Here is a 25,819-nt window from a genome sequence, read left to right as displayed (position 1 = left end):
GGTTTTTCTCTCCATGCGCGACAAGCCGCCACCCTGCGCACGTGCTACAGGCTCACAGACGTCGTCAACGCGCTAAGCGCGTCTCATATTGGGTAGCTGGGGAAATTGGCTCCGGCGGTAGGGATCGAACCTACGACCAATTGATTAACAGTCAACTGCTCTACCGCTGAGCTACGCCGGAACACGAGGGGCGATATAGCAACAGCGATTCCGGGCGTCCAGAGGGTTTCGTCACAAAATGCGTAAAACGTCCCTAGCTTTTGCTTTTTGCGAAAACTGCGTCGAACCGGAGGGTTGTTGTCGGCGCGACCTGCGCTTTGCCGGTGAGGTCGATCAGATGAGCAAAAACATTGCGCGCGGCGGCGGGCAAAAGGTTGGGGGGGATATCGGTGTAGATGCGTGCGGCGAGCGCTTCAGCGGTGCCCGGCGCTTGCGTCAGGGCGCTCAGGATCTGTTGCTCGCGGCTTTTGCGGTGTTGGATCAACCAATCAAGACGCGCTGCGGGATCTTCGATAGGCAAACCGTGGCCAGGATGGAGCGCCTTGTAGGCGCCTTCCTTCAGACGTTCGCAGGAGGCCATGAAATCCGTCAGATCACCATCGGGGGGCGAGACCAGCGAGCTAGACCATGCCATGACCAGATCGCCACAAAAGCAGAGATCATTCCATGCAAAACTCAGATGGTTTCCCATATGGCCCGGCGTATGCAGCGCTGTAAGGTCCCAATCACGGGACGACACGGTCTGTGCATCTTCGAGGATCACATCGGGTATGAAGGCGTCATCCACACCTTCGCCGCCCCCCGCGAAGCCTTCTGTCGCAAGGGCGGTCATAACCTCGCTTCGGCCCGCAGTCGCCGGGCCGAACGCATGGACCATTGCGCCCGTTGCTTGCGCCAAATCCCGCGCGCCGGGGCTGTGATCGAGATGGGCATGGGTAACAAAGATATGACTGATGCTCCCGCCAGAGGGCACAGCGTCGAGGATGGCCTTACAGTGGGTTGCATCCGTGGGGCCGGGATCAATGACGGCCACGTCCCGTTGGCCCAGCAGGTAGGTATTGGTGCCCCAATAGGTCATCGGCGAGGGGTTTGGTGCGATCAGGCGGCGTATATCCGGGGCCAGCTCAAACAGACGGGGCGGGGCAGGCGGCAGCATATGTATTTCCCTTTTGTCGGGCAGGCTTGAGGGGTAGTGATAGCGCATGTCGTTCGAATGGCTCAAACGCTATATGCCGCGCGGTCTGTATGGCCGGGCTGCGCTGATCCTGGTTTTGCCGGTGGTCATGCTGCAATTGCTTGTCTCGATTGTCTTCATTCAGCGGCATTTCGAGGGGGTGACGGAACAGATGGCGCGGGCCGTGGTGCAGGAGATACGGCTTTTGCAGACGACGCCTGACGCACTGGAGCGGGCGCGGATGGCAGAGGCGCTTGACTATACGCTGACGCCCGTTCCCATGGCGCAATTGCCTGACGTCAGCGAGCGGCGTTGGTTTGACTTCTCGGGGATTGTCGTGATCCGGGAACTCACGATGCGTGTGCCGCAGATACAAGCGGTATCCTTGCCCAATGATCGTGAGGCGCTGGTCTATCTCGCCATGGCGGATGGCCCGATGGAGGTGCAGTTTGACCGGTCGCGCGTTTCAGCGTCCAATCCGCATCAATTGCTGGTCAACATGATCGTGTTCGGGGCGTTGATGACGATCATCGCGTTTGTCTACCTGCGCAATCAGCTGCGTCCCATCACGCGGCTGGCCAAGGCCGCAGAGGCCTTCGGACGCGGGCGGCATATTGCCTACAAGCCCAGCGGCGCAATCGAAGTCCGCGCGGCTGGCAATGCTTTTCTCGACATGCGCCAAAGGCTCGAGCGGCAGATGGAGCAACGGACCTTGATGCTCTCCGGGGTCAGCCACGATTTGCGCACCCCGCTCACGCGCCTCAAGTTGGGATTGTCCATGTCGGATGATCCGGGCGCGGAGGATATGTCACGCGACGTGACGGAGATGGAGCGCATGCTCGATGAGTTCCTCGATTTTGCCCGGGGAGATGCGCAGCAGGCAGAGCCGGAAAGCGTCGATCCGGAAGCCCTGGTGCGCGCCATTGTCAGCGATGCACAGCGGGCTGGCAAACAGGTCGACCTTGAGACAATCGAGGGCGCGGGGGATGTCATGCTGCGCCCGCTTGCGATACGGCGCTGCATTGAAAACCTGATCGGCAATGCGACGCGATATGGGACGCGCGCGCAGGTCAGCCTTTTTGTCACAGACCGGGCCTTGCGCATCCGGGTGGAGGATGATGGGCCGGGCATTGCGCCTGCTGAGAGAGAGGCCGCCATGCGGCCCTTCGTGCGACTTGACGTGGCGCGCAATCAAGATCGCGGTTCAGGCGTCGGTCTTGGCTTGGCCATCGCCTCTGACATCGCACGTGCCCATGGCGGAATGCTGCGCCTGGCCGAGAGCCAGACGCTGGGCGGGCTGGCCGCTGATCTGGTGATTGCGCGTTAGGGCCTGTCGCTGAAGGCGCGCGTTGAACGCGAGGGAGCGGCGACACGTTTGACTCAAACTTGAACGGAGGTTCACGCTCCTGCCATATTCTTGGCCAGCCTGTGTCGCGAGCGCTCGATCATACTCTCCTCATCAGCTGCCAATGGAGAGATCCTTATGACCAAGTTTTCCCGTCTTGTTTCCGCCGTCGCCTGCACCGTCGCCCTTGGAACACTGGCTCAGGCCAATGTGGTAGATCCCGGTGCGACGCCAGTGTCGGACATGACCTTCTTTCAATCCGATGTCTTGATGGCGCAGGCTGCGCCGCGCTCGAGCTACTCCGGAAACTGGTATGTCGCGCCCAATGGCTGTGCCTATTCCCGCGCTCAGGCGCCGGGGCATTCGCCAATGTGGATCCTGATCCAGAACCCGCATCATCTGGGCCTGCCCAATGCCAGCGGGAACTGTCCGACAACGCTCTAAAAGCGCGAACGAAATTCAGATAGAGGCGTGGTCCCAGAGAGGCGGGACCGCGCCTTTTTTGATAGGTGAAGGCCTCCAGGCGGCAACGGCTGTGCGATACGCGGCCAGCATATTTCCACTTTGAAAAAGCATGCAAGAGAGGGAGTTGGTAGGCCCGGCAGGACTTGAACCCGCAACCAAAGCGTTATGAGCGCTCTGCTCTAACCAATTGAGCTACAGGCCCCCGCGCAGATGCCTATGCGTCAGCGTGCCCCGGGTCAAGCCCGTCTCCGCGCCGTTTGCCAGTTGCGAGGCCGCGCGCGATGCTTTACGCGCCACAGGCAACGGCTTTTGGCGGAGAGTTCCCATGTCAGACCAGAATAAAAGCGGGCTCACCTATGCCGATGCTGGCGTCGATATCGATGCGGGCAACGCGCTGGTGGATCGCATCAAACCGGCAGCCAAACGAACCAATCGCTCCGGCGTGATGGCGGGGCTCGGTGGCTTCGGCGCGCTCTTCGATCTGGCCGATGCAGGATACAAGGACCCCATTCTGGTCGCAGCGACCGACGGCGTTGGCACCAAGCTGCGCATCGCCATTGATACCGGGCATGTCGATGGCGTGGGCATCGATCTGGTGGCCATGTGCGTGAACGATCTGGTGTGTCAGGGGGCGGAGCCGCTGCTCTTTCTTGACTATTTCGCCACGGGCAAACTGGAGACGGAGGCCGCAGCGCGCATCATTGAGGGCATCTCCGAGGGGTGCGTGCGCGCAGGTGCGGCGCTGATCGGCGGGGAAACGGCCGAGATGCCGGGTATGTACCCCGAAGGGGATTTTGATTTGGCAGGATTTGCGGTTGGTGCCATGGAGCGGGGATCACATCTGCCTGCCGGTGTCTGCGAGGGCGATGTCTTGCTGGGTTTGGCCTCCGATGGGGTGCATTCCAACGGGTATTCGTTGGTGCGCCGTGTTGCCGACCATGCAGGGCTGTCGTGGGCATCGCCCAATCCCTTTGGCGCGGGGACGCTTGGAGAGGCGCTTTTGACGCCAACACGGATCTATGTCCGCCAGTGCCTGGCAGCGATCCGCGCGGGCGGTGTGCATGGTCTCGCGCATATTACCGGCGGTGGTTTGACGGAAAACTTGCCCCGGGTCTTGCCGGAGGGTTTGGCGGCACAGGTTGATCTGGCCGCTGTCCGCCTTCCGCGGGTGTTCCAGTGGCTGCGCGAGGCCGGGGGCATCGCGGACAGCGAAATGCTGAAGACGTTCAACTGCGGCGTGGGCATGGTCTTGATCGTGGCTGCGGATCGTGCCGACGCCATCACCGATGTGTTGCAGGCCGAGGGCGAAACAGTCACCCGTTTGGGCGAGGTTGTGGCGCAGCCGGGCGCGCGCCTCACGCACAGTCTTTACACAGGCACGCTTGCGTGACCCTGCGGGTTGCCATTCTGATCTCCGGCAGCGGCTCCAATATGGTGCGTCTGGTCGAGGATATGGTTGGCGATCATCCGGCGCGACCCTGTCTGGTCCTGTCCAACGTGGCCAGCGCGGGAGGTTTGGGCAAAGCGCAAGCCCGTGGCGTGCCCACGGCGGTGGTCGATCATAAACCCTACGGGGATGATCGCGCGGCCTTTGAAGAGGCTCTGCACAGCGCGCTCGTGGCCCATGGCACACAGATCATCTGCCTTGCAGGTTTCATGCGTGTGCTGACAGAGGGTTTTGTCCGCCGTTGGGAGGGAAAGATGCTCAATATTCACCCCTCGCTCTTGCCCAAATACAAGGGCCTGAATACCCATGCCCGCGCGCTTGAGGCGGGGGATACCCAGGCGGGCTGCAGTGTTCACCTCGTCACGCCAGCCCTCGATGATGGCCCAATCCTCGGGCAACGCGCTGTGCCGATCCAGCCGGGCGATACGGTTGACGCTCTGGCCGCGCGGGTGCTTGTCGAGGAGCATCAGCTCTATCCAGCTGCCCTGCGGGACTTCTGCGAGAGTGTTTCAAAACACAACGAATAGATGTGACAATGAAGCGCCTTTTCCTTCCGGGTGATTATTGATAGCCCCGGGTGTACGGGTGCGGCAATAAGACAAGAAAAGAGCACACATGCGGACACTTACGACCACCGAGGGTCTGGCGGAATTCTGTTCCGAAGCCAGCCAGCATGATTATGTCACGGTGGATACGGAATTCCTCAGAGAACGCACCTACTATGCGAAGCTTTGCCTGATCCAATTGGCCATGCCGGGCAAGGATGATGACACGGCCGTATTGGTGGATCCGCTGGCCGAAGGTCTCTCTCTGGACCCGCTTTACGAGCTGTTTCGCGATGAGAGTGTGGTCAAGGTGTTTCACGCCGCGCGGCAGGATCTGGAAATCTTCTTTGTCGATGCAGGTTTCATCCCAGCGCCTTTGTTTGACACGCAAGTCGCGGCCATGGTCTGCGGCTATGGTGAGCAAGTGGGATACGAGCGTCTTGTGCGGTCCATTGCGAAAACAGGGCTCGACAAGTCGTCTCGCTTCACAGATTGGGCGCGCAGGCCGCTGTCGGATGCGCAGAAGCGCTATGCGCTTGCGGACGTCACGCACCTGCGCCGGATTTATGAGAACCTCGCGGCTGAGCTTGAACGCTCGGGCCGAACCCATTGGGTTGATGAAGAAATGGGCGTGCTGACAACGCCGGACACCTATGTGATCGAACCACAGAATGCGTGGCTGCGGGTAAAGACACGGACAAGCTCGCCGAAATTTCTGGCCATTGTGCGAGAACTGGCGAAGTTCCGCGAAGCCTATGCGCAGGATCGCGACGTGCCGCGCAACCGCGTGTTCAAGGACGAAGCGCTGGTCGAACTGGCCTCCACAAAACCGCGCACGCCTCAGGAGCTCGGCCGGTCCCGCCTGCTGCAACGCGAAGCGCGAAAAGGCGCTATTGCGGATGGCATTCTGGCCGCGATCGAGGCTGGCGTAAATTGCCCGCCGGAAGACATGCCCAAGCCTGATCGCACACGTGACAAGCTACAGGTGAACCCCGCTTTGGCGGATTTGCTGCGCGTTTTGCTCAAGGCCAAGACCGAGCAATTTGGCGTTGCGTCCAAGCTGATTGCGCCGGCCTCGGATCTCGATTCGTTGGCGGCAGGTCTGCGCAGCGTGTCAGCTCTGAACGGCTGGCGGCGTGAGGTTTTCGGTGAGGACGCATTGCGGCTTTGTGCCGGAAAGATTGCGTTAACCGCCAAAGGCGAACGGATCGAGGTTATTGAGCTCGAAGACGCGACCTGAAGCATCGGGGTTTTTACGTCAGACATCAGATAAGGGCAGAGCGCGTGCGAGGCTCATATGTCGCGCAGCGTTTATCCTGAAGCTGTTTACGGGGTTCTTGGCCCAACGCTCCAGCGCGCCCTGGACCTTTTGCCCTTAACGCCGTGAGCTGCGCACATTGCTCGCGCTGACGACACGAATAGTGCGTACGCCGAGCAAATCTTGCGTCGAGAGGTTCGTGGCCACTGTCACGGTACGCGATTGCTCCGTCCCGCGTCCGCGCCCGGCGGAGGGCTGCAAGGCGCGCATCTCAAAGGTAAGCGTGCTGCCGTCCGAGTCCGCCTCATCGCGCACCAGCCTGACGTCAAATGCGCCAAGAGAGGTCGCCACGCCCGTGGCCTTGATTACTGCGCCGCCCTGAACCTGTTCGATCCGCAGATCCGTGACATTGCCCACAAGCGTGCCGCGATACACACGGTCTTCCTCGCTCTGAAATACCGAGGCGCGCCGCGCAGGGATCAGCGGATTGGTATTTTCCGATGTTGTAACGGGCGCGCTGGAGGATCGGCCAAACCAGTTCAACGGATTGATGTTGGAATCCCGGACCCGCGCACAGCCTGCCGCCGTGGCCAGGATTAGTGAGGCAATCAACACCTTGCGCATGGGTCTCTCCGTTATCATCAGGTCTTTCTCAAGGCCTATCCCATTGCTGCCTGCGTGAAAAGCGCCTCTGGACCTTTTGCGGACAGCGGCCTAACTCAGAGGCAACACGAGAGAGAGGTGTCCGATGGCCAGTGCCGCTTTTGAAGAGATCGTGGAAGATTTCGATTTCCTAGACGATTGGGAAGAGCGCTACCGCTATGTCATTGAGCAGGGCAAAGCGCTGGAGCCTTTGCCAGACGCGCTGAAAGTGCCCGCAACGAAGGTCGATGGCTGCGCCTCGCAGGTGTGGCTGCATCCCGTCATCGAAAACGGTCGTTTTCATTTCGATGGCGAAAGCGATGCCATGATCGTGCAGGGATTGATCGCTGTATTGCGCAGGCTCTATAACGGATTGGCTGTGCAAGAGGTTCTGGCGGTTGATGCGCGTTCCGAGATGGAACGGCTGGGCCTGAATGACCATTTGTCCGCGCAGCGCTCAAACGGCTTGCGCTCCATGATCGAGCGCATTCGCGAAACGGCCGCAGCGCAGACCGCCTGACAGCGCGCATCACGACAGGCCGGATAGAAAAAGGGCGCTGCCAGATCGCGCAACGCCCTCAATTCTCTGCACAGCTGTACGCAGCCGATCAGAACGGAATTTCATCATCCATGTCGCGCGCCGGAGGTGGGGCAGACTGGCCGCCGCCGCCACCGCCGGAATAGCCTCCGCCATAGTCACCGCCCTGATCGTAGCCCATCTGGCCACCACCACCGCCTCCACCAAAGCTGCCGCCACCGCCGCCGCCGCCATCACGACCGTCGAGGAAGGTCATCTCGCCCGCATAGGGCCGCAGCACAACTTCCGTGGAATAGCGATCCTGACCGGATTGGTCTTGCCATTTGCGGGTTTCCAGCTTGCCTTCGAGATAGACCTTGGAGCCTTTGCGCAGGTATTGCTCCGCGAGGCGCGCGAGGTTCTCGTTGAAGATTGCGACGGTGTGCCACTCGGTGCGTTCCTTGCGCTCACCGGTGTTGCGATCTTTCCACGTCTCGGATGTGGCGATGCGCAAGTTGCAGACTTTCCCGCCGTTCTGGAAAGTCCGAACTTCAGGATCGCGCCCCAAGTTACCGATAAGAATGACTTTATTGACTGATCCTGCCATGGTGCCCCCTCAAGTGTGTCGCGAATCCGCGTTTGCGATTTGACGCAGAATACAGCAGCACACGCGAGGTTAAAGAGAGCTTAACCTTAGACATTGGCCAAGCGCGATAAATTCCCTATATTGCCGCGAGACTGGGTAGGGATTGCAGTGATGCGTTTGGTGATCATTGGCTTGTGTTTGGCTGGGCTGACGACGGGTGCTGCCGTGGCTGAAACCATTTCGACCAAAAACAGATCGTCACTTTTCAAATCGCAAACCTCGATTCTCGATCGCCGCGCGACCCAGCAATACAACAATTCCGTGCGCTTGCAGCCGCCCAAAGTCGTGACGCCCAGCAAGTGGAACGATGAAAAAGCGATCCCGAAATATGATGGACGCTACCGCGGCGAATATGAGCAACTTGCGCGCCAGGCCGCGCGGCGCCACGGCATCCCGGAGGATCTGTTTCTCAGGCTTGTGAAGCAGGAGAGCGGTTTCAATCCCAAGGCGCGCAGCCACAAGGGGGCCATCGGTCTGGCCCAGTTGATGCCCGCGACGGCGGAGTATCTGCGCGTCAATCCTCATGATCCTGTGCAGAATCTCGATGGCGGGGCGCGATATCTCAAAGAGCAATACCGCACGTTCAAGAGCTGGCGCCTGGCGCTGGCGGCGTACAATGCGGGGCCGGGCGCTGTGAAGAAGCACGGCGGTGTGCCGCCCTTCAAGGAAACACGCAACTACGTCCGGATCATTCTGGGCAGTTGAGCGAGCGCTCTATTGACAGAGCCTTTGGGCCTCTCTGACACTCCCTCCATTGATTTATAGGCCTGCGGGCAAATTTGAGGGAGATATCAGATGGCGGATCCGAAACATCCGGGACCGATGAAACCCAATATGGCGCCCAAGCGGGCGACGGGCATGGCTCTGAAATCCGTTGCCCCTGTTTCAGAGGCCTCGGGCGCTGTTGCGGAAGGGCCAAAGGGCCCGCTGAAACTCGTGCGAAAGAGCGAATTTGAATGGGCCTATGAGGCACGGGCCGAGCATAGCCTGACCGACGATCAGTCCTGGCTGGTGGCGGAGATCACGGGCCTTCTCAACCAGATGTATGAATTCCGGGATCAAGACGGCACCAAGCGATTGATGGAGCGTCTGGCAGACACTTTCGCGGCCACTTTGGACGATGGCTATGACGGCGATCTGGAACCGCATATCCAGCAGGTTGAAAAAACCCGGCATGAGTTCTTTCGGCGGTGTGTGAAGCCTGCCCATCGCAGGCGGCTGAACTGGCCCATCTTTATGACGGTGGCCGTTCTGGTGGGCTTCATGTTCCTCGGCGGGACAGCGGGTAGCACGCTCAGCAAGTCCATCATCGGATTTCTGGGGACCCCGGAGGAGACAACGCCGTTCTTCTTCATGATTGCAGGCGTGCTGGTCGGGCGATTGATCTATTTCGGCATGGCCCATGGCGAAAAGATCACCTCGCTGGAGATGTATTTCGCGCTGGAACGCGAGCTCTCCAGCCCGATTGTCACGCTGTTGTTTGACATCATCACGGGCTTTGTCGCCTGCTTGCTCTTCGTCACCGGCATCATCGTTATTTCGCTCGGCGGCGGAGAGAACAGCGGCGACGCAGCCATCTCCACGCTGCACGTGATTGACAACCCTATGCTGGCCATTGCCTTTGGCGTGTTGGTTGGTGTGGCCAAGGCTCAGTTTCTCAAGAAGATGGTCGGCCTTGCAACTGAGCGCGTCGGATAAATCCAACGCGCCAGTTGGAATGCAGGCGTGGCGGTGGAGGCGCGTGAGCTTACTCCGCCGCGATCTGGATCACAGGCTCCATTTCATCGAGCTGTTCTGCCGGCAAGTGGCACTTGATCTGGTGACCTTCGGCCAGGATGCGCACCGGGGGCACGTCCTTCTCGCAAAGCCCTCCGGCAACCTGTGATTTCCAGCGGCATCGCGTCTGGAAAGGGCAGCCGGGCGGCGGGTTCATCGCAGATGGGATATCGCCTTCGAGCACGATGTGTTTTTTCTTGACCGAGGTATCCGCGATGGGCACCGCCGAGAGCAGCGCCTCGGTGTAGGGATGATAGGGCGGTGCAAAGACCTGCTCCGTGGTCCCAAGCTCGACCACATGGCCAAGATACATCACCATCACGCGATCCGAGAGGTAGCGCACGATTGACAGGTCGTGGCTGATGAAAAGCAGCGTGGTCTTTTGCTCGCGCTGAATGTCCATCAGAAGGTCCGTCACAGCAGCCTGAACGGACACGTCCAGTGCGGAGACCGGCTCGTCGGCAACGACGATCCGCGCATCGCCCGCAAAGGCGCGCGCAATACCCACCCGTTGCTTTTGTCCGCCAGAGAGCTGACGCGGCATGCGGTCAGCAAAAGCGCGGGGCAGTTTGACCAGATCGAGCAGTTCCAGCATGCGCTGGCGCCGGTCTTCATCGGTTTTGCCAATCTGGAAGATCTCCAACGCGCGAATGATCTGACGGCCCACGGTCATCGACGGGTTCAGCGTATCAAACGGGTTCTGGAAGACCATCTGAACATCCGCGATGGTCTTGGTGTCGCGGTTCTCGATGGGGGTGGATTCGATGTCGCGGTTGTCGAGGATGATCTTGCCCTCCGTCGCCGTCTCCAATCCCATGAGCACCTTGGCGAAGGTTGATTTGCCGCAACCGGATTCGCCCACGATGGCCAGCGTCTCGCTCTCGCGCGCCTCAAAGGACAGCGTCTCGTTGGCCTTCACGACCTTCTTCTCGCCGCCACCGCCAAAGAGCGCATTGGCTGCGACTTCGTAGTATTTCTTGAGATTGTCCATCTTGAGAACAACCTGACCGACCTCGGCCTTTTCCTTTTTGTCGGCTACTTCGATAGGCGCATCCCAATCGATCTCCTGAAACTTCAGACAGCGCGTGGCGTGGCGGTCATTGCCGGGCACATCAGACATCGGGATGTCTTGCGCATCGCAGCGGCCCGGCTCGAAGTAATCGCAGCGCGGCCCAAAGTTGCAGCCATTGGGCCGCTCATGGGGCAAAGGGAAGTTGCCGGGGATCGCCACCAGAGGGCGGGACGATTTATCGGCCCCAGGCAGAGGGATCGAGCGGAAAAGTGCCTGCGTATAGGGGTGCTGCATCTCATCGAAAACATCCGTGATCGAGCCGCGCTCAACCGCTTCGCCAGAATACATCACGCAGAGCCTGTCACAGGTTTCCAGCACGAGGCCAAGGTTGTGCGAGATAAAGAGCATCGAGGTGCCGTATTTCTTGCCAAGGTCTTTGACGAGCTCAACAACCGCTGCCTCAACCGTGACGTCCAGCGCGGTGGTGGGCTCATCGAGGATCAAAAGCGACGGTTTCGACATGAGCGCCATGGCAATCACGATCCGCTGTTGCTGACCGCCGGAGAGCTGGTGGGGGTAGCTGTCAAGGATCCGTTTGGGGTCCGGCAGCTTCACATCCGTGACAACTTCCAGCGCCCGCGCATAGGCGTCACTCTCGGATGTTCCCTCGTGAATGATGGGAACCTCCATGAGCTGCTTGCCAATCTTCATGGCCGGGTTCAGCGAGGCCATGGGCTCCTGGTAGATCATGGCGATTTCCGAGCCGCGAATGTCGCGCAGCTCGTCATCGGTCATTGTCGACAGATCGCGGCCCTTGAACTTGATCGACCCACCCACGATCCGGCCATTCACGCCAAGATCCTGCATGACGCCAAGCGCCACGGTGGATTTGCCACATCCGGATTCGCCCACGAGCCCCACGGCTTCGCCCGGTTGCACAGCGACGGAGAAATCCATGACGGCAGGTATCTCTCTGAGCCGCGTGAAGAATGAAATCGACAGCTTGTCAATTTCGAGCACAGGGCCGTCATAATCCAGTTTCGACATCTTTTACTCTCCCAAGCCAAATGACGCATGCCGCGTTTCTTCTGGCCAAAAATACGCCGGGGTCTGGGGGTCGTTCATGTGCGCCATTGGTTCAAGCACAATGGACGACGCCCGAGGTCCCCGTTTGATCAATCTCTCAGGCTCTCTTCGCGCAAGCCATCGGCCAGCAGGTTCAGACCCAGAACAAGGGTTAGAAGTGCGAAGGCCGGGGGCAGGGCGGGGTGCATGTATATCGACAGAAGCTTGCGACCTTCGTTGATCGTCGATCCCCAATCGGGGCTCTCGGGCGGCAGACCAAGGCCAAAGAAGCCCAAAGTTCCCAGAAGGATCGTGGTGTAGCCAATCCGTAGGCAGAAATCGACGATCAATGGACCGCGCGCATTGGGCAGGATCTCCCAAAGCATGATGTACCAAGGCCGCTCGCCCCGGGTCTGCGCCGCGGCCACGTAGTCGCGTGTCTTGATGTCGAGCGCGAGCCCGCGCACGATCCGAAACACGGTGGGCGAGTTCACAAAGACCACAGAGACAAAGACCACGAGAATGCCCGGCGCAATATCGAACCAGTCAATGATGCCCGGCAGGGTGATCTTGCTGTCGGGCGCGCCGACCGCGGAGGTGTAGAGCAGCACCAGCGGGATCAGCACGATCGCCAGATACATCATATTCTTCGAGGGCTGGGTCCGAAACCGCGAATGGATCAGCACGCCCACGAAGATGATCGGAAAGAAGAACAGCACCGCCGCCATATATTGCGGCAGGCCCGTCAAAACGATCTCCGGTGTGACCAGCAGGTAAAACAGCAAGATCACAGGGAAGGCGAGGATCAGGTTGGCGAGAAACGACAGGAAGACATCGAGCGACCCGCCGTAGTAGCCCGCAGGCAGGCCTAATGTGATGCCAACCATGAAGGCAAAGAGCGTCGCCAAAGGTGCGATCTGCACCACAACCCAGGCCCCTTTGACGACCCGACTGAAGATGTCACGTGCGAGATTGTCGCCGCCCAGCAGATACCAGGCAAACTCGCCGTCCTCGGCGCCCCTGAGTGGCGTCCCGGGAACTTTGTTTTTCATGCCGGAGACCTGGCTGAGGCTGTCATGGGTGACGATCAGATCCATCGCGCCGAAGATGCCGACAAAGACCCAGAACATCACGATGCCAAAGCCGATCATGCCCACGGTGCTGTCAAAGAGCTTGCCGTAGAGGCCCAGTCTACGCTTGTAGACGATCGAGAGCGTGAAGAGCGCAATCAGCGTGCCCCACACCGGGACCAATTGCTGCGAAATGCCACCCAGAATACCTGCGCTTGTCCCCATGGCCGCACCTGCAGCCACGTATATGACCAACAGGAGCAACACGATCCCAAGCAGGACCGTCAGCGCTGCATTCAGGATGCCACCGAGGCCAGGGCCTGCGGCAGAGACAGATCCGTCTGCGTTCAGCACGTTGCGACCCTCCGCAGGCGCGCTGACGAAGAATGTCAGGATGAAGACCGCGAGCAGGCCAAGGCAGGCCAGGCTCAGCGGAATGTTCAGAAAGGCGAGGCTTCCCGTCCAGGTAAGTGGTTCCATGATCAGACCTCCCTTAGCTGACGCTGATGCGCGGGTTGAGATAGACGTAGCCGATATCCGAGATCAGCTGCGTGATGAGCACGACCACGACCGAGACAACCGAGACGCCAAGCAGCAGCTCGATGTCGTTGTTGCCCGCCGCTTGAACAAGCGTCCAGCCGAAGCCTTTGAAGTTGAAGAGCGTCTCGACGATCACAACGCCATTCAGCAGCCATGGGATTTGCAGCATGATGACGGTGAAGGGCGCGATGAGCGCATTGCGCAGCGCATGTTTGACGACGATATTGGGGAAGGACACGCCCTTGAGCCGTGCCGTCCTGATGTATTGCGCCGTCATCACTTCCGCCATTGAGGCGCGCGTCATGCGGGCGATGTAGCCCATGCCGTAGAGCGCAATCGTAATGACCGGCAGAAAGAAATTCTCGAAGGTCGCGTTTTCCATGGCTGAGGTCGCCGTGCCCTTGAGCAGGGTGCGTCCTTCAATCCAGTCATTGGCGGCGAGCCATTGGTTGAGAGGCGAGGCCGAGGCCGCAAAGATCGCAATCAGGATAACCCCGGAAACATACTCAGGCGTCGCGGTGGTTGTGATGGCAAAGGTCGAGAGCGTCCGGTCCGTCCGTGAGCCCTCCCGCATGCCCGCGAGGATGCCCACAATCAGCGCGGAGGGGACCATGACAAGCAGCACCCAGAGCATCAGCTTGGCCGTTTGACTGCCGCGCTCTGCAATGATCGTGCCGACTTCGTCCTTGAACACCGTGGAAAAGCCCCAGTAGCCTTGCAGAATGCCGCAGAAACTGGGGGCCTCAGCCGGGTCTTGCCCGGGCGCGATGCAGCGGCCCGTGACTGTGCCATCCTCGGCCGTGTGCTGATACGAGGGCACCAGCCCAACCCATTCGGCATATTTCTTTGGCGTTGATTGCAGATAGCCGCCTTTTTCGAGCCATGAGGCGACGGCTTCGTCCGACATTCGGAAATTGCCCTGCGTTTTCGCGAGCTTTTCGAGGTTCGGATAAAGGTTCGTCATGAAAAAGACGAGGTAAGTCAGGCAGAGCGCAGTGAGGACCATGACCCCCAGCCTGCGCAAAATGAACAATCCCATGTGAGCCCCTGTTGGTGGCAAGCTGCGGGCAAGGTGACCGCATCAGATCATGGCCCGTTTTCGGGCGCGTTTTATGAAAGGGCCGCGCGATCTATCTCGCGCGGCCCCTGATTTTGCTTAGCCTTTAACGTGCCACTTGTAGATTTGCGGCAGGTAGGCGATGTGCATGTCCGCATCGCCAATCGTCCCGTTGTTGTGACGATAGAGCGAGCGCCAGTAGGGCTGGATCGTCACACCTTCGTCAATCACGATGGCCTGCATCTTGCCCATGACTTCGCGGCGCTTTTCTGCATCCGCGATGCCGTTGGCTTCCGCCAGCAGCGCGTCGAACTCGGCATTGGACCATCCAAATTCGTTCCACGCCTCACCAGATTTATACGCCAGACCCAGAACCTGCGTGCCCAGCGGGCGGTGGTTCCAGTTGGTCGAGGAGAAGGCGTATTTCGTCCAGTCGTTCCAGAACGTGGTCCCGGGCAGGATGGTGCGCTTTACGTTGATGCCTGCGTCGCGCAGCTGGGCTGCGACAGCGTCGGTCGTGTTCTTGCGCCAGTCGTCGTCAATCGAATGCAGCTCGATCTCGACATCTGTCATGCCGGCGGCGTCCCAAAGCTCCTTGGCTTTCGCAGGATCATGGGGCAGGCGGGTCACGCTGGCATCATGCTCAGGGTGCACAGGGCCCACGTGGCAATTGTCTGCCGGAACACCGCGGCCTGCGTTGCCCAGCTCGTTGCACACGGCATTGTCAACCGCCATGGCAAGCGCCTGACGGGCGCGCTTGTCGCCGTAGATCACATTGCCATCGGCATCTGTGGCCAACTGGTTGGGGCGCACAACAATGGTCGAGCCAGTTGCGATTTCGGATTTTTCCCAGCCAATCGCATCCATGATGTCCACGAAGTCACCAACGGTTTCGTAGAACATGTCGACTTCTTCGGCTTCGGCCGCCGCAACCCATGCAGAGGGGTCCGTGCCGTAGTCGATGTATTCGATGCGGTCTGCAAAAAAGCCGCCGCCTTCGAGTGCTGCGTCGCCCCACCATGGGTGATCGCCGCGCACGAGAACGGATTTCACGCCCACTTCATGGCTTTCAACGACCATCGGGCCGGTGCCTATGAGGTCTTGCGTGATATCGGCGTTGGCATCGTAGGATGCATGCGTCACGGCAGCCGGATAATCCGCCATGCCGGGGATCAGCGTGATGTCAGGCGCTTTGGTTTTCAGGATGACCTTGCTCCCATCCGCTGTGATCGCGCCTTCGGCGGCCTGACCTGTCGCATCATCGACGAGCGATGTCATGCGCGCGGCCATCGAGTTGCCCTCAACGCTTGTGTCGCACCAGCCAGTGATCACACGGGCAACATCGTCGGCCGTGAAGTCATCACCATTGTTCCACTTCACACCCTGACGGACATTGAGCGTGAATTCGGTGGCGTCGTCATTGACCTCCCAGCTCTCGACCAACATGCCACGGAACGTACCGTCGCTGTTGTATTCGATCAGGTATTCCAGCGTGCCAGCCGTGACATAGGCCATCTGCGTCCAGTCATACGTGCGCGGGTCTTTGGGCGCGCGGACTTCCATCTGCATGCGGATCGTGCCGCCCTTCTGGGCATGGCCCGCGGCGCGTGCCGGGCTTGCCAGGCCAATCATGCCGTAGGCGGCCGCGGCGCTTACGCCAAGTGCGGTTGTACGCGCGAGAAACTCACGGCGGCTCAGCGCGCCGGATTTGCATTCGTCTGCGTACATGTTCGCCGCCGGATGGATCCGGGTCAGCGAGGTGTCGTGATGCGTCATAATATACTCCCTGTGACACAGTCTTCGTTTGTCATCTTCCGAAAGAGTGAGGGTCTTCCCGGTCATCGTTTCACGCAACCGCCCAAGCGTCTCTTCCCCTGTGCGCCATTCGGCATTGTTTGCACCCATAGGTCAACGGGTTGTTATGCATTTTTTGGTCAAAAAGCGACATATGAATATAACAAATGCGACACCTCGGCGATCCGGTGGATCAGATCTGCGTGCGAAGACGGCTGACGTTACGTTATTCTCACAGCGCTTTGAGTGGCGAAAAGTTGGAGGGTCAATCCGTCTGATCTGCGTGCCAAGTGGTCCAGGAACGGAATCGAGCGCGGGTCCAGGTTCGTTGGCGTTTGGCAAATTGCCGCGTTGCAATCGTCGCGCGCTCCCGGGCTTCGTCCAGTGATAGCTCGCCTTTGAGGTGAGCTATCAACTCGGCCGCGCCGATGGCTTTCATCGAAAGACGCGTGGGATCCCAATGCGCCAGGTTGCTGCGCGCCTCCTCGAGAGCACCGGTTTTCAGCATTTGGTCAAATCTCAGGGCGATCCGCCTGTTGAGCCATTCGGTGTCGGACACGACGGAAATCGCATGGCAGCTCTCGAGCGACAGCGCTGGGGGCGGCGTGTCGTCTTGCCAGTCGGCCAAGCCCCGGCCTGTTGTTTGAAGTACTTCCCACGCTCTCTGGACACGCATGGGGTTTTGCAGGTCAATCCGTTGCCGGGTTGGTGCGTCCAGCTGGGCGATCATGTCGCTCAACTGGCCCGACAGGCGAATGGCATCGGCGCGTTCTCTGATACCCGTAGGTGTGGGGGGGATCTCAGCCAACCCTTCCGTCAGAGCCGTCAGGTAAAGCCCCGTTCCCCCCACGATGATCGGTCGGTCGGGGCCTTGCAGAAATGGGGCAACCTCGCGCAGCCAATGCCCGACGGAATAGGGCGCATCAAAGGGTTTATGCCCATACAAGTGATGCGGAGCCCGGCGCAGATCCGCATCCGGCGGGCGCGCCGTCAACACGGACCAATTGCTGAAGACCTGACTGGCGTCGGCATTCACGATCACGCCGCCCAACCGCTCGGCGATCTCAAGCGCAAGGGCGGATTTCCCGCTTGCCGTGGGCCCGTAGATGAGCACGGGGCGCTCCCGTGACAGGTCTGTGAAAGGTGACGTCACGCCCGTTTGACCCATTCTTGAGATTGCGCAGAAACCCGCATTGAACTGCCCCGACAATTCCTTCATTTTGCGCGTCGAACGAATGCCTGCGCGCCATGGGAGCCCTACAATGTCCGACACGCCTGATCAAACCACCTTCAAACGCGTCATGCTGAAAATCTCTGGTGAGGCATTGATGGGGGATCAGGGCTTTGGCCTGCATCCGCCGACCGTTGAGCGGATCGCGCGCGAGGTCAAAACGGTCCATGATATGGGCGTCGAGATTTGCATGGTCATTGGGGGCGGCAATGTCTTTCGGGGGCTGCAAGGCTCCGCGCAGGGGATGGAGCGCACAACGGCCGATTACATGGGTATGCTGGCCACGGTCATGAATGCGTTGGCGATGCAATCGGCACTCGAAGGTCTGGGTGTTTATACCCGGGTCATCTCAGCTATTCCCATGGATCAGGTCTGTGAGCCCTACATTCGCCGCCGCGCGGTGCGCCACCTGGAGAAAAAACGCGTCTGTATCTTCGCCGCAGGCACAGGCAACCCTTATTTCACGACCGATACCGCTGCGACCTTGCGTGCAAACGAAATGGCCTGTGAGGCCATCTTCAAAGGTACGAAGGTCGATGGCGTCTACGACAAGGATCCCGTCAAAAACCCTGATGCCAAGCGCTACGACAGCATCACCTATGACGAAGTTTTGCAAAAGCACCTGGGCGTCATGGATGCCTCGGCCATTGCGCTTGCGCGGGATAATAATCTGCCGATCATCGTCTTCTCGCTGGATGAACCCGGCGGGTTCAAAGGCATATTGGCGGGCGAGGGCACCTATACGCGCGTTCAGGACTAGCGCGCCTTTTTTGACGCTTGCCTGAGCAACCTCTGCTACAGAGCGGGCCATTGCGGTTTGGGCAGGGTCATGTCACAACATCGCGCAATAAACAGATCAATGAGGTTGGCATGTCGGATGACTTTGAGCTTGATACGGATGACCTGACGCGGCGCATGGACGGCGCTTTGGCGAACTTGCGGACCGAGTTTGCCTCCCTGCGCACGGGTCGGGCCTCGGCTGCGATGCTGGAGCCTGTCATGGTCGATGCGTATGGCGCGCCGACGCCGATCAATCAGGTTGGCACGGTCAACGTCCCGGAACCGCGGATGGTTACCATCAATGTCTGGGACAAAGGGCTCGTTGGCAAAGTCGAAAAAGCTATTCGTGAGAGTGGCTTGGGGATCAATCCTCAACTTAACGGCACGATCATCATGCTGCCCATTCCGGAACTCAACGAAGAACGGCGGCGTGAGCTGACCAAGGTGGCTGCGCAATATGCCGAGAACGCGCGCGTCGCCGTCCGAAATCTGCGCCGTGATGGGATGGATCAGATCAAGAAGGCCAAAAGTGACGGTCTGGGTGAGGATGATCAGAAGTTCTGGGAAAGCGAAGTGCAGGATCTGACAGACACCTACATCAAGAATGTCGATGACATGCTGAATACGAAGCAAGAAGAGATCATGCAGGTCTGATGTCAGTTCGCAGGGCCGCCGCCAAGGCCACAGGCACCAAACCCAAGGGCAAAGACGGGTCAGGCCCGCGGCACGTGGCCATTATCATGGACGGAAATGGTCGCTGGGCGCAGATGCGCAAACGTCCCCGGCTTTTTGGTCACCAGGCGGGCGCGCGCCGTGTCCGCGAGGTTGTCGAAGCTTGTCCGGAGTTGGGCGTTGAATATGTGACGATCTTCGCCTTTTCGACTGAAAACTGGAAGCGCACGCAGACCGAGGTCGCGGGGCTCATGTCGCTCTTTCGGCGGTACATCCGCAGGGAGATGGAGGCATTCCGGGCGGAAAACGTTCAGGTGCGGTTTATCGGCGACCGTCCGCGCCTCGACAAGAAACTGCGCGATCTGATGGATGAGGCCGAGGCCTTCACGGCAGATTGCACCGGGACGAACCTGACGATTGCGTTGAATTACGGCGGGCGCGACGAAGTGGCCCGCGCGACGAAGCGTCTGGCGCGCGACGTGGCTGATGGTAAACTTGATCCCGATTCCGTGGATGAAGAAACGCTGCCAAAGTATTTGGATACACATGTTTTGCCCGATCCGGACCTCGTCATCCGGACCTCCGGGGAAGCGCGCGTTTCGAATTTTCTGCTCTGGCAATCGGCTTATGCGGAATATGAGTTTATCGACACGCTGTGGCCGGACTTCACCCGGGATGTCTTTGCCGAGTTGGTGAAGAACTACGGCGCCCGTGATCGTCGCTTCGGCGGTGTGAAGGCCTGATCCTATGACGACCGACAGCAAATGGAATGATCTGGCCACGCGCATGGGCTCGGGCGGTATCATGGTTGCGGTCGGGATTTTGGGCATATGGATCGGCGGCCATGTCTTTCACGTGCTGATCTCCGCCGTATGCGGCGCGATGATCTGGGAGCTCGTGCGCATGCTGCAACCGGGCCAGCCTCGGTTGGCCATGCGCCTCGGTATAGCCTCGGCGGTGGCCCTTTTGATTGCCAGCTACCTTCCCTTGGGCGTTGCGCTGCCTTTGATCCTGGCGCCGGCCTTTGTGGGGATCGGGCAAATGACCAAGCGGCGCACGCGTTTTACGACCTATGCGACGGCCACATTGCTGGCGGGCCTCGGCATGATTGCTCTGCGGGATGACTTCGGGGTGGGCTGGATGGTCTGGCTTGTCCTCGTCGTCGTCGTCACAGACGTCGCGGGCTACTTCGCCGGGCGCTTGATTGGCGGCCCTAAGTTCTGGCCAGCAGTCAGCCCTAAGAAGACATGGTCCGGAACGGTCGCAGGATGGGTTGGGGCCGCCGCAGTCGGCCTCTACTACGCGACGTATATGGGCGGCGGCGTGAATGTCATCGGAATTTCAATTGCCCTCTCCATGGCCTCCCAGTTGGGCGATATCGCTGAATCAGCCATGAAGAGGCAGGCCGGCGTGAAAGACAGCTCTGCGCTGATCCCCGGCCATGGCGGCGTGTTGGATCGGTTCGACGGTATGCTGGGCGCATCGCTCATGTTGCTGATTGTGGAAGCCTTGGTTGATTTTCCTCCGGTGACCGCATGAGGCGTGTCACGATATTTGGCGCCACCGGATCGATTGGGCAGAACACCATCGATCTGATCGCGCGCGCGCCGAATGACTACAAGGTCGTGGCTGTGACGGGTGGGCAGAACATCGCCCAACTGGCCAAGGATGCGATCGCGCTTGGCGCCGAGATTGCCGTGACAGCCGATGAAAATCGTTTGTCAGAGCTGCGCGACGCCTTGGCCGGGCATGACATTGCGGTTGCGGCAGGGCCGACGGCCCTTTGCGAGGCGGCCGCGCGTCCGGCAGATTGGATCATGTCCTCCATCGTGGGGTCTGCAGGGTTGGAGCCCGGCCTGATTGCGCTGGAGCAGGGGACGCAGCTTGCTTTGGCCAACAAGGAAAGCATGGTCTGTGCCGGTGCGTTGATGAAGGACACCGCCGCGCGCCATGGGGCAGACATTCTGCCGGTGGACAGCGAGCATTCCGCGGTTTTCCAGGCACTTCTGGGCGAGAATATCGCGGAAGTGGAGCGTATTGTCATCACCGCCTCGGGCGGCGCATTCCGCGATTGGCCGATGGAGGCGCTGGCGCGCGCAACGCCGGAAGAAGCGGCGACCCATCCCAATTGGGACATGGGCCAACGGATCACAATCGATTCCGCATCCCTCTTCAACAAGGCGCTGGAACTCATTGAAACGCATGAGTTCTTTGATGTCACGCCTGACCAGATCGAAGCCATCATACACCCCGAAAGCCTGATCCACGCTCTGGTAGGGTTCCGGGATGGGGCCTTGATGGCGCATGTGGGCCCACCAGATATGCGCCATGCCATTGGCTTTGCGCTGCATTATCCGGAGCGGCGGCATTTGCCGGTGGATCGGCTGGATCTGGCGCAGATCGCGACCTTGTCTTTCCGGCCCCCCGATGAGGCGCGCCATCCCGCGCTACGGCTGGCGCGCGAGGTCATGCAGGCGGGCGGGCTTGCCGGGTGCGCCTTCAATGCCGCGAAGGAAACGGCCCTTGACGGCTTCATCGCGCGGCGCATCGGATTTCTCGACATGGCTGCGATTGTTGAAGAGGTTTTGGACCGCTTGAGTTCAAAAGCCGGACAAATTGATGCCGCAATGACCCTTGATAACGTGCTGGCACTGGACCATCTCGCCAGACAAGAGGCGGTGCACGCCATGGATCGCAAGCAGCAGCAGGGATAACAGGCTTTGGATATCGGAAACCTCGTCGCCTCAACGGGCGGGCTCGCCTATACATTGCTTTTTTTTGTTCTGGCGCTGTCGATCATCGTCGCGGTGCATGAATATGGCCATTACATCGTGGGTCGGTGGTCCGGGATCAAAGCGGATGTCTTTTCCGTTGGGTTTGGGCCCGTCATCTGGTCGCGTGTCGACAAGCACGGGACGCAATGGCAAATCGCGGCTTTGCCCTTTGGCGGCTACGTGAAATTCGCAGGCGACGCCAATGCCGCCTCTGCGGGGGCCGATGAAGCTGCTTTGGCCGAGATGAGCCCGGAAGACTTGCGCCACACAATGCACGGCGCGCCGCTTTGGGCGCGCGCGGCCACGGTTGCGGCGGGGCCCATTTTCAATTTCATCCTGTCGATCCTGATTTTCGGTCTGATCTTCATGAACCGGGGCGTTGCCACGGACCCGCTCTCGGTGGGTGACTTGTCTCCCATGCCCGGCGCGCTGGAGCTGAGCATTGGCGATGAGATCACGGCGATTGGCGGGATCGACATCCCGGCCTATTCCGACGGGGAGGCGTTTAATGCGTTCCTCGAAGAGCTGCCTGTTCAGACGCCACTGCCTTACAACGTCATTCGCGACGGCAGCGCACGCGAAGTGCTGGCGCCGTTCCCTTATCCTCCGATGATTACGCAGCTGGTCCCGCAATCAGCGGCTTTCGCAGCAGGGCTTGAGGTGGGTGATGTCATCACGGCCATTGATGGCACGCCGATTGCGGCGTTTTCCGAACTGAAGGATATCGTTGAAGGTTCTGACGGACGCGCGCTGGCGCTGACGGTCTGGCGCGATGGCGAAACGCTCGATCTCACGATGACACCGCGCCGGGTGGATGAGCCAACGGCGGACGGCAGTTTTCAGACGCAGTGGCGGATTGGCATTATTGGCGGTCTCTTCTTTGAGCCTGCGACAGAATCGCCAGGATTTGTGAACGCATTTGCCCAAGGGGCAGGGCAGGTCTGGCGGATCATGGATGGCTCCATCTCGGGCTTGTATCACATGATCACAGGCGCGATTTCCTCGTGTAACCTCTCGGGCCCCATCGGCATCGCCCAGACTTCGGGCCAGATGGCGAGCCAGGGGGCGACCTCCTTCATCTGGTTTGTCGCCGTGTTGTCGACGGCTGTAGGGTTTTTGAACCTGTTCCCGATCCCGGTTCTTGATGGGGGCCATCTCGTCTTTCATGCTTATGAAGCGGTTTTCCGCCGCCCGCCGCCGGAGAATTTCATGCGTGGCCTGATGATAGCGGGTTTGACGCTGGTACTCTCCTTGATGGTCTTCGCGCTCTACAACGATATTTTCTGCCCCTAGGATTGCGGCGGGGGCAAACACGGGCCCTGCCCAAGTTTTGCCTGAATCTCCTTTTAGGATGCGCGTGTAACCCGTGTTCCAGAGGAGCGAGTCGATGCAAACCTTGACCTACAGTGCCCGTGGCCTGCGTCTTTTGGCGCATCTGAATGCCGATCGTATCTTGATGTGCGCAGCGCTTGGAGGTGCCTTGTTGCTCGGCACATATCTGGGGCAATTGCTGATTTCCTAGCAACATGTAGTGGGTGATTGCGCCCACACATGCGGTTTTACTGCGCAAAAATTCCCGCTTCGTTTTTGACAAGCCCGGCCATCCCCCGTAAGTGATGTGCAGGGGAATCTGTTACGGATCGGGCTGATGAGTATGACAAAGACAACAGGCGCTACCAAGGCCGCGAGAACGCGTGGTTTTTTGCGAAACACAGCTCTCGCAAGTGCTGCCGCCGCAGCATTGATGGTAACGCAGCTGCCCGCGCCGGCATTTGCGCAGAATTTCGCGTTCAACTCCGTTGAAATCGAAGGGGCGCAGCGTATCGAACCAGCCACCATTCTGACCTACGCGGGCATTGCGCGCGGCGAGCGGGTGTCTGCGGGCGATCTGAATGATGCCTATCAGCGCATTCTTGGCTCTGGCCTGTTTGAATCGGTCGATCTGGTGCCACAAGGCAGCACTCTCGTGATCCGCGTGGTTGAGTTCCCCACAATCAACCGGATCGCTTTCGAGGGCAATCGTCGCATCAAAGACGAAGATCTGCTGCCGGTGATCCAGTCGCAATCCCGCCGCGTCTTTTCCGCCTCGACAGCCGAAAGCGATGCGCAGACGATTTCGCAAGCCTATGCGGAATCCGGCCGTCTGGCCGCGCGTGTGACGCCGCGCATCATCCGTCGCACGGATAATCGCGTCGATCTCGTATTTGAAATCCTCGAAGGCGGCGTAGCTGAGATTGAGCGCATCAATATTGTCGGCAACTCCGCCTATTCCGACCGCCGCCTGCGCCGGGTTCTGGGAACCAAGCAAGCGGGCCTTCTGCGCGCGCTTATCCGGTCTGATACCTTCATCCAGGACCGTCTGGCCTTTGATCAGCAGGTACTGACCGATTTCTATCAATCCCGCGGCTATGTCGATTTTCGCGTCACAGGTGTAAACGCAGAGCTTGCCGAAGAGCGCGACGGATACTTCGTTGTGTTCAATGTTCAGGAAGGCCAGCAGTTCTCCTTCGGCGAAATCGCCGTGAACTCCGATCTGCCGGATGTGGATCCTGATGAGTTTGCCGACATCCTCAGAGTGCGCCCGGGCGTGATCTATTCGCCCTCCATCGTCGAAAATTCGATTGCGCGCATGGAGCGTCTGGCCAACCGCAAGGGCTTGAACTTCGTGCGCGTCGAGCCGCGCATCACCCGCAATGACCGGGACCTCACACTGGATGTGGAGTTCAACATTGTCCGTGGTCCGCGCATTTTCATCGAGCGCATCGATATTGAAGGCAATACCACCACGCTGGACCGCGTGGTGCGGCGTCAGTTCCGGGTGGCGGAAGGGGATCCGTTCAATCCCCGCGAAATCCGCGAAAGCGCAGAACGCATCCGCGCCTTGGGCTTCTTCTCCAATGCGGACGTGAATGCCCGCGAAGGCTCAAGCCCGGATCAGGTGGTCATTGATGTGGATGTTGAAGAGCAGCCCACGGGCCAGATTGGTTTTGGCGGGACGTTCTCGTCTGACGATGGATTTGGCGCCAATATCTCCTTCTCGGAGCGCAACTTCCTTGGACGCGGCCAGCTTCTCAACTTCGGCATCTCGACGACGTCGGGTGCGCAGGCTTATTCGTTCAGCTTCGCAGAGCCCGCCTTCCTTGGACGCGATCTGCGCTTTGGCCTGTCTCTGGCCTATCGCGAAACGGACAATCAGAACGACGCCTCGTTTGACACAACACGCGCGAGCTTCGTGCCCTCTCTGACCTTCCCAGTCAGTGAGTTTGGGCGGCTTCAGGTCCGCTATGGCGCGCGGCTGGACGAGATGCGCGATGCGGGCTCCGACGTGGGCGGGATAATCCGCGCCGAGGTGGATCGCGGTGAGCTGTGGACGAGTTCCGTGGGCTACACCTATACCTACAATACAATTGGCGTTGGCCTTGATCCGAATTCCGGCGTGCGCTTCACCTTCGGTCAGGAGTTCGCCGGTCTTGGCGGGGATGTCCAATCGGTCCGCTCGACTGTGAACCTGACCGGCGAGACCAAGGTGCGCAACGAGGAGGTCACGCTGCGGGCGTCTCTTGAGGGCGGCATGCTGGCAACCTCGGGCAGCGATGGCTCCCGCACGCTCGACCGCTTCCGCCTGAACTCGCGGCAGATGCGCGGGTTTGAGCCGGGCGGCATCGGCCCGCGGGAACGCGGCGGTGATGTCAATGACGCGCTCGGCGGCAATGCTTTTGCCGTTGCCCGCTTTGAGGCGGAATTCCCCCTTGGGCTGCCAGAGGAATACGGTATCTCGGGCGGTCTGTTCTACGACGTTGGTAACCTGTGGAGCCTCGACTCCACGGATGTGGGAACCGCTGGCACGAGTGTTCTCTACGAAGAGGGCTCATGGCGTTCGGTAGTAGGGGCGTCCATCTTCTGGGATACGGCCATTGGCCCGCTTCGGTTCAACTTCACAGAGGCCCTGCAGGCTGAGAAGTACGACAAGACACGGGGCTTTGAGTTTACCATCTCGACCCGGTTCTGA

General features: G+C 59.7%; 24 protein-coding genes and 2 tRNA genes. 16 read left to right on the top strand and 10 right to left on the bottom strand.

Annotated elements, in window-relative coordinates; translation table 11 throughout:
* Positions 1 to 106: 106 nt before the first annotated feature.
* Together ACP15S_RS08300 and ACP15S_RS08295 are read right to left on the bottom strand one after the other, a co-directional pair.
* Positions 107 to 181: transfer RNA gene (locus tag ACP15S_RS08300), tRNA-Asn, on the bottom strand.
* A gap of 72 nt (positions 182 to 253) precedes the next feature.
* Complete coding sequence (locus ACP15S_RS08295; protein WP_425039678.1) at positions 254 to 1,156, bottom strand: MBL fold metallo-hydrolase; 903 nt, start codon at positions 1,154 to 1,156, stop codon at positions 254 to 256.
* 46 nt (positions 1,157 to 1,202) lie between these two features.
* Between ACP15S_RS08295 and ACP15S_RS08290 the strand changes: the two genes are divergently transcribed.
* Positions 1,203 to 2,501: an ATP-binding protein gene (locus ACP15S_RS08290; protein WP_425039096.1), complete on the top strand. Its 1,299-nt coding sequence runs from the start codon at positions 1,203 to 1,205 to the stop codon at positions 2,499 to 2,501.
* A gap of 156 nt (positions 2,502 to 2,657) precedes the next feature.
* Positions 2,658 to 2,963, top strand: a complete 306-nt coding sequence (locus ACP15S_RS08285; RefSeq protein ID WP_425039095.1) for a hypothetical protein — start codon at positions 2,658 to 2,660, stop codon at positions 2,961 to 2,963.
* Between the two features lie 146 nt (positions 2,964 to 3,109).
* Here ACP15S_RS08285 and ACP15S_RS08280 read toward each other — a convergent pair.
* Positions 3,110 to 3,186: transfer RNA gene (locus tag ACP15S_RS08280), tRNA-Ile, on the bottom strand.
* 123 nt (positions 3,187 to 3,309) lie between these two features.
* Between ACP15S_RS08280 and purM the strand changes: the two genes are divergently transcribed.
* From purM to rnd, 3 genes are all read left to right on the top strand, one after another.
* Positions 3,310 to 4,374 carry a phosphoribosylformylglycinamidine cyclo-ligase gene (gene purM, locus ACP15S_RS08275; RefSeq protein WP_425039094.1) on the top strand — a complete coding sequence of 355 codons (1,065 nt, stop codon included), beginning with the start codon at positions 3,310 to 3,312 and terminating at the stop codon, positions 4,372 to 4,374.
* Positions 4,371 to 4,958, top strand: coding sequence for a phosphoribosylglycinamide formyltransferase (gene purN, locus ACP15S_RS08270; protein ID WP_425039093.1), 588 nt, complete (start codon positions 4,371 to 4,373; stop codon positions 4,956 to 4,958). The genes purM and purN overlap by 4 nt, the downstream gene beginning before the upstream one ends.
* Positions 4,959 to 5,046: 88 nt before the next feature.
* Positions 5,047 to 6,216, top strand: coding sequence for a ribonuclease D (gene rnd, locus ACP15S_RS08265; protein WP_425039092.1), 1,170 nt, complete (start codon positions 5,047 to 5,049; stop codon positions 6,214 to 6,216).
* 135 nt (positions 6,217 to 6,351) lie between these two features.
* Here the strand turns inward: rnd and ACP15S_RS08260 are convergent, their stop codons facing one another.
* Positions 6,352 to 6,858, bottom strand: coding sequence for a hypothetical protein (locus ACP15S_RS08260; protein WP_425039091.1), 507 nt, complete (start codon positions 6,856 to 6,858; stop codon positions 6,352 to 6,354).
* A 124-nt stretch (positions 6,859 to 6,982) separates the two neighbouring features.
* On the opposite strand from ACP15S_RS08260, the gene ACP15S_RS08255 reads away from it, so the two are divergent.
* Positions 6,983 to 7,396 carry a SufE family protein gene (locus tag ACP15S_RS08255; RefSeq protein WP_425039090.1) on the top strand — a complete coding sequence of 138 codons (414 nt, stop codon included), beginning with the start codon at positions 6,983 to 6,985 and terminating at the stop codon, positions 7,394 to 7,396.
* 88 nt (positions 7,397 to 7,484) lie between these two features.
* Here the strand turns inward: ACP15S_RS08255 and ssb are convergent, their stop codons facing one another.
* On the bottom strand, positions 7,485 to 8,000 hold the full coding sequence (ssb, locus tag ACP15S_RS08250) for a single-stranded DNA-binding protein (protein ID WP_425039089.1): 516 nt from the start codon (positions 7,998 to 8,000) through the stop codon (positions 7,485 to 7,487).
* A gap of 150 nt (positions 8,001 to 8,150) precedes the next feature.
* On the opposite strand from ssb, the gene ACP15S_RS08245 reads away from it, so the two are divergent.
* Together ACP15S_RS08245 and ACP15S_RS08240 are read left to right on the top strand one after the other, a co-directional pair.
* On the top strand, positions 8,151 to 8,744 hold the full coding sequence (locus ACP15S_RS08245) for a lytic transglycosylase domain-containing protein (protein ID WP_425039088.1): 594 nt from the start codon (positions 8,151 to 8,153) through the stop codon (positions 8,742 to 8,744).
* 90 nt (positions 8,745 to 8,834) lie between these two features.
* The gene (locus ACP15S_RS08240) at positions 8,835 to 9,737 is read left to right on the top strand and encodes a hypothetical protein (protein ID WP_425039087.1); all 903 of its coding nucleotides are present in this window, start codon (positions 8,835 to 8,837) and stop codon (positions 9,735 to 9,737) included.
* Positions 9,738 to 9,786: 49 nt separating this feature from the next.
* On the opposite strand, the gene ACP15S_RS08235 is transcribed toward ACP15S_RS08240, so the two are convergent.
* The 5 genes from ACP15S_RS08235 to miaA form a co-directional block, all read right to left on the bottom strand.
* Positions 9,787 to 11,874, bottom strand: coding sequence for a dipeptide ABC transporter ATP-binding protein (locus ACP15S_RS08235; protein WP_425039086.1), 2,088 nt, complete (start codon positions 11,872 to 11,874; stop codon positions 9,787 to 9,789).
* A gap of 128 nt (positions 11,875 to 12,002) precedes the next feature.
* On the bottom strand, positions 12,003 to 13,442 hold the full coding sequence (locus ACP15S_RS08230; protein WP_425039085.1) for an ABC transporter permease: 1,440 nt from the start codon (positions 13,440 to 13,442) through the stop codon (positions 12,003 to 12,005).
* 13 nt (positions 13,443 to 13,455) lie between these two features.
* Positions 13,456 to 14,541 carry an ABC transporter permease gene (locus ACP15S_RS08225; protein ID WP_425039084.1) on the bottom strand — a complete coding sequence of 362 codons (1,086 nt, stop codon included), beginning with the start codon at positions 14,539 to 14,541 and terminating at the stop codon, positions 13,456 to 13,458.
* A 117-nt stretch (positions 14,542 to 14,658) separates the two neighbouring features.
* The gene (locus tag ACP15S_RS08220; protein WP_425039083.1) at positions 14,659 to 16,335 is read right to left on the bottom strand and encodes an ABC transporter substrate-binding protein; all 1,677 of its coding nucleotides are present in this window, start codon (positions 16,333 to 16,335) and stop codon (positions 14,659 to 14,661) included.
* A gap of 283 nt (positions 16,336 to 16,618) precedes the next feature.
* Positions 16,619 to 17,521: a tRNA (adenosine(37)-N6)-dimethylallyltransferase MiaA gene (gene miaA / locus ACP15S_RS08215; protein WP_425039677.1), complete on the bottom strand. Its 903-nt coding sequence runs from the start codon at positions 17,519 to 17,521 to the stop codon at positions 16,619 to 16,621.
* Between the two features lie 94 nt (positions 17,522 to 17,615).
* Between miaA and pyrH the strand changes: the two genes are divergently transcribed.
* The 8 genes from pyrH (at position 17,616) to bamA (ending at position 25,819) form a co-directional block, all read left to right on the top strand.
* Entirely contained in the window at positions 17,616 to 18,344 is a 729-nt protein-coding gene (gene pyrH, locus ACP15S_RS08210; protein WP_425039082.1) for a UMP kinase, read from the top strand.
* 110 nt (positions 18,345 to 18,454) lie between these two features.
* Positions 18,455 to 19,018, top strand: coding sequence for a ribosome recycling factor (frr, locus tag ACP15S_RS08205; RefSeq protein WP_425039081.1), 564 nt, complete (start codon positions 18,455 to 18,457; stop codon positions 19,016 to 19,018).
* A complete protein-coding gene (locus ACP15S_RS08200; protein ID WP_425039080.1) occupies positions 19,018 to 19,779 on the top strand; it encodes an isoprenyl transferase in 762 nt (253 codons plus the stop codon). The genes frr and ACP15S_RS08200 overlap by 1 nt, the downstream gene beginning before the upstream one ends.
* A 4-nt stretch (positions 19,780 to 19,783) precedes the next feature.
* Entirely contained in the window at positions 19,784 to 20,575 is a 792-nt protein-coding gene (locus ACP15S_RS08195; RefSeq protein ID WP_425039079.1) for a phosphatidate cytidylyltransferase, read from the top strand.
* A complete protein-coding gene (gene dxr / locus ACP15S_RS08190; protein WP_425039078.1) occupies positions 20,572 to 21,750 on the top strand; it encodes a 1-deoxy-D-xylulose-5-phosphate reductoisomerase in 1,179 nt (392 codons plus the stop codon). Before ACP15S_RS08195 ends, dxr begins: the two co-directional genes overlap by 4 nt.
* Before the next feature lie 6 nt (positions 21,751 to 21,756).
* Positions 21,757 to 23,103, top strand: a complete 1,347-nt coding sequence (gene rseP / locus ACP15S_RS08185) for an RIP metalloprotease RseP (RefSeq protein ID WP_425039077.1) — start codon at positions 21,757 to 21,759, stop codon at positions 23,101 to 23,103.
* A gap of 94 nt (positions 23,104 to 23,197) precedes the next feature.
* Positions 23,198 to 23,332: a hypothetical protein gene (locus ACP15S_RS08180; protein ID WP_425039076.1), complete on the top strand. Its 135-nt coding sequence runs from the start codon at positions 23,198 to 23,200 to the stop codon at positions 23,330 to 23,332.
* Positions 23,333 to 23,458: 126 nt separating this feature from the next.
* A complete protein-coding gene (gene bamA, locus ACP15S_RS08175; protein ID WP_425039075.1) occupies positions 23,459 to 25,819 on the top strand; it encodes an outer membrane protein assembly factor BamA in 2,361 nt (786 codons plus the stop codon).

The sequence above is a fragment of the Primorskyibacter sp. S187A genome (assembly GCF_049800955.1).
GTDB lineage: Bacteria > Pseudomonadota > Alphaproteobacteria > Rhodobacterales > Rhodobacteraceae > JAKVBH01.
This window is presented reverse-complemented; position numbering and strand designations above follow the sequence as displayed.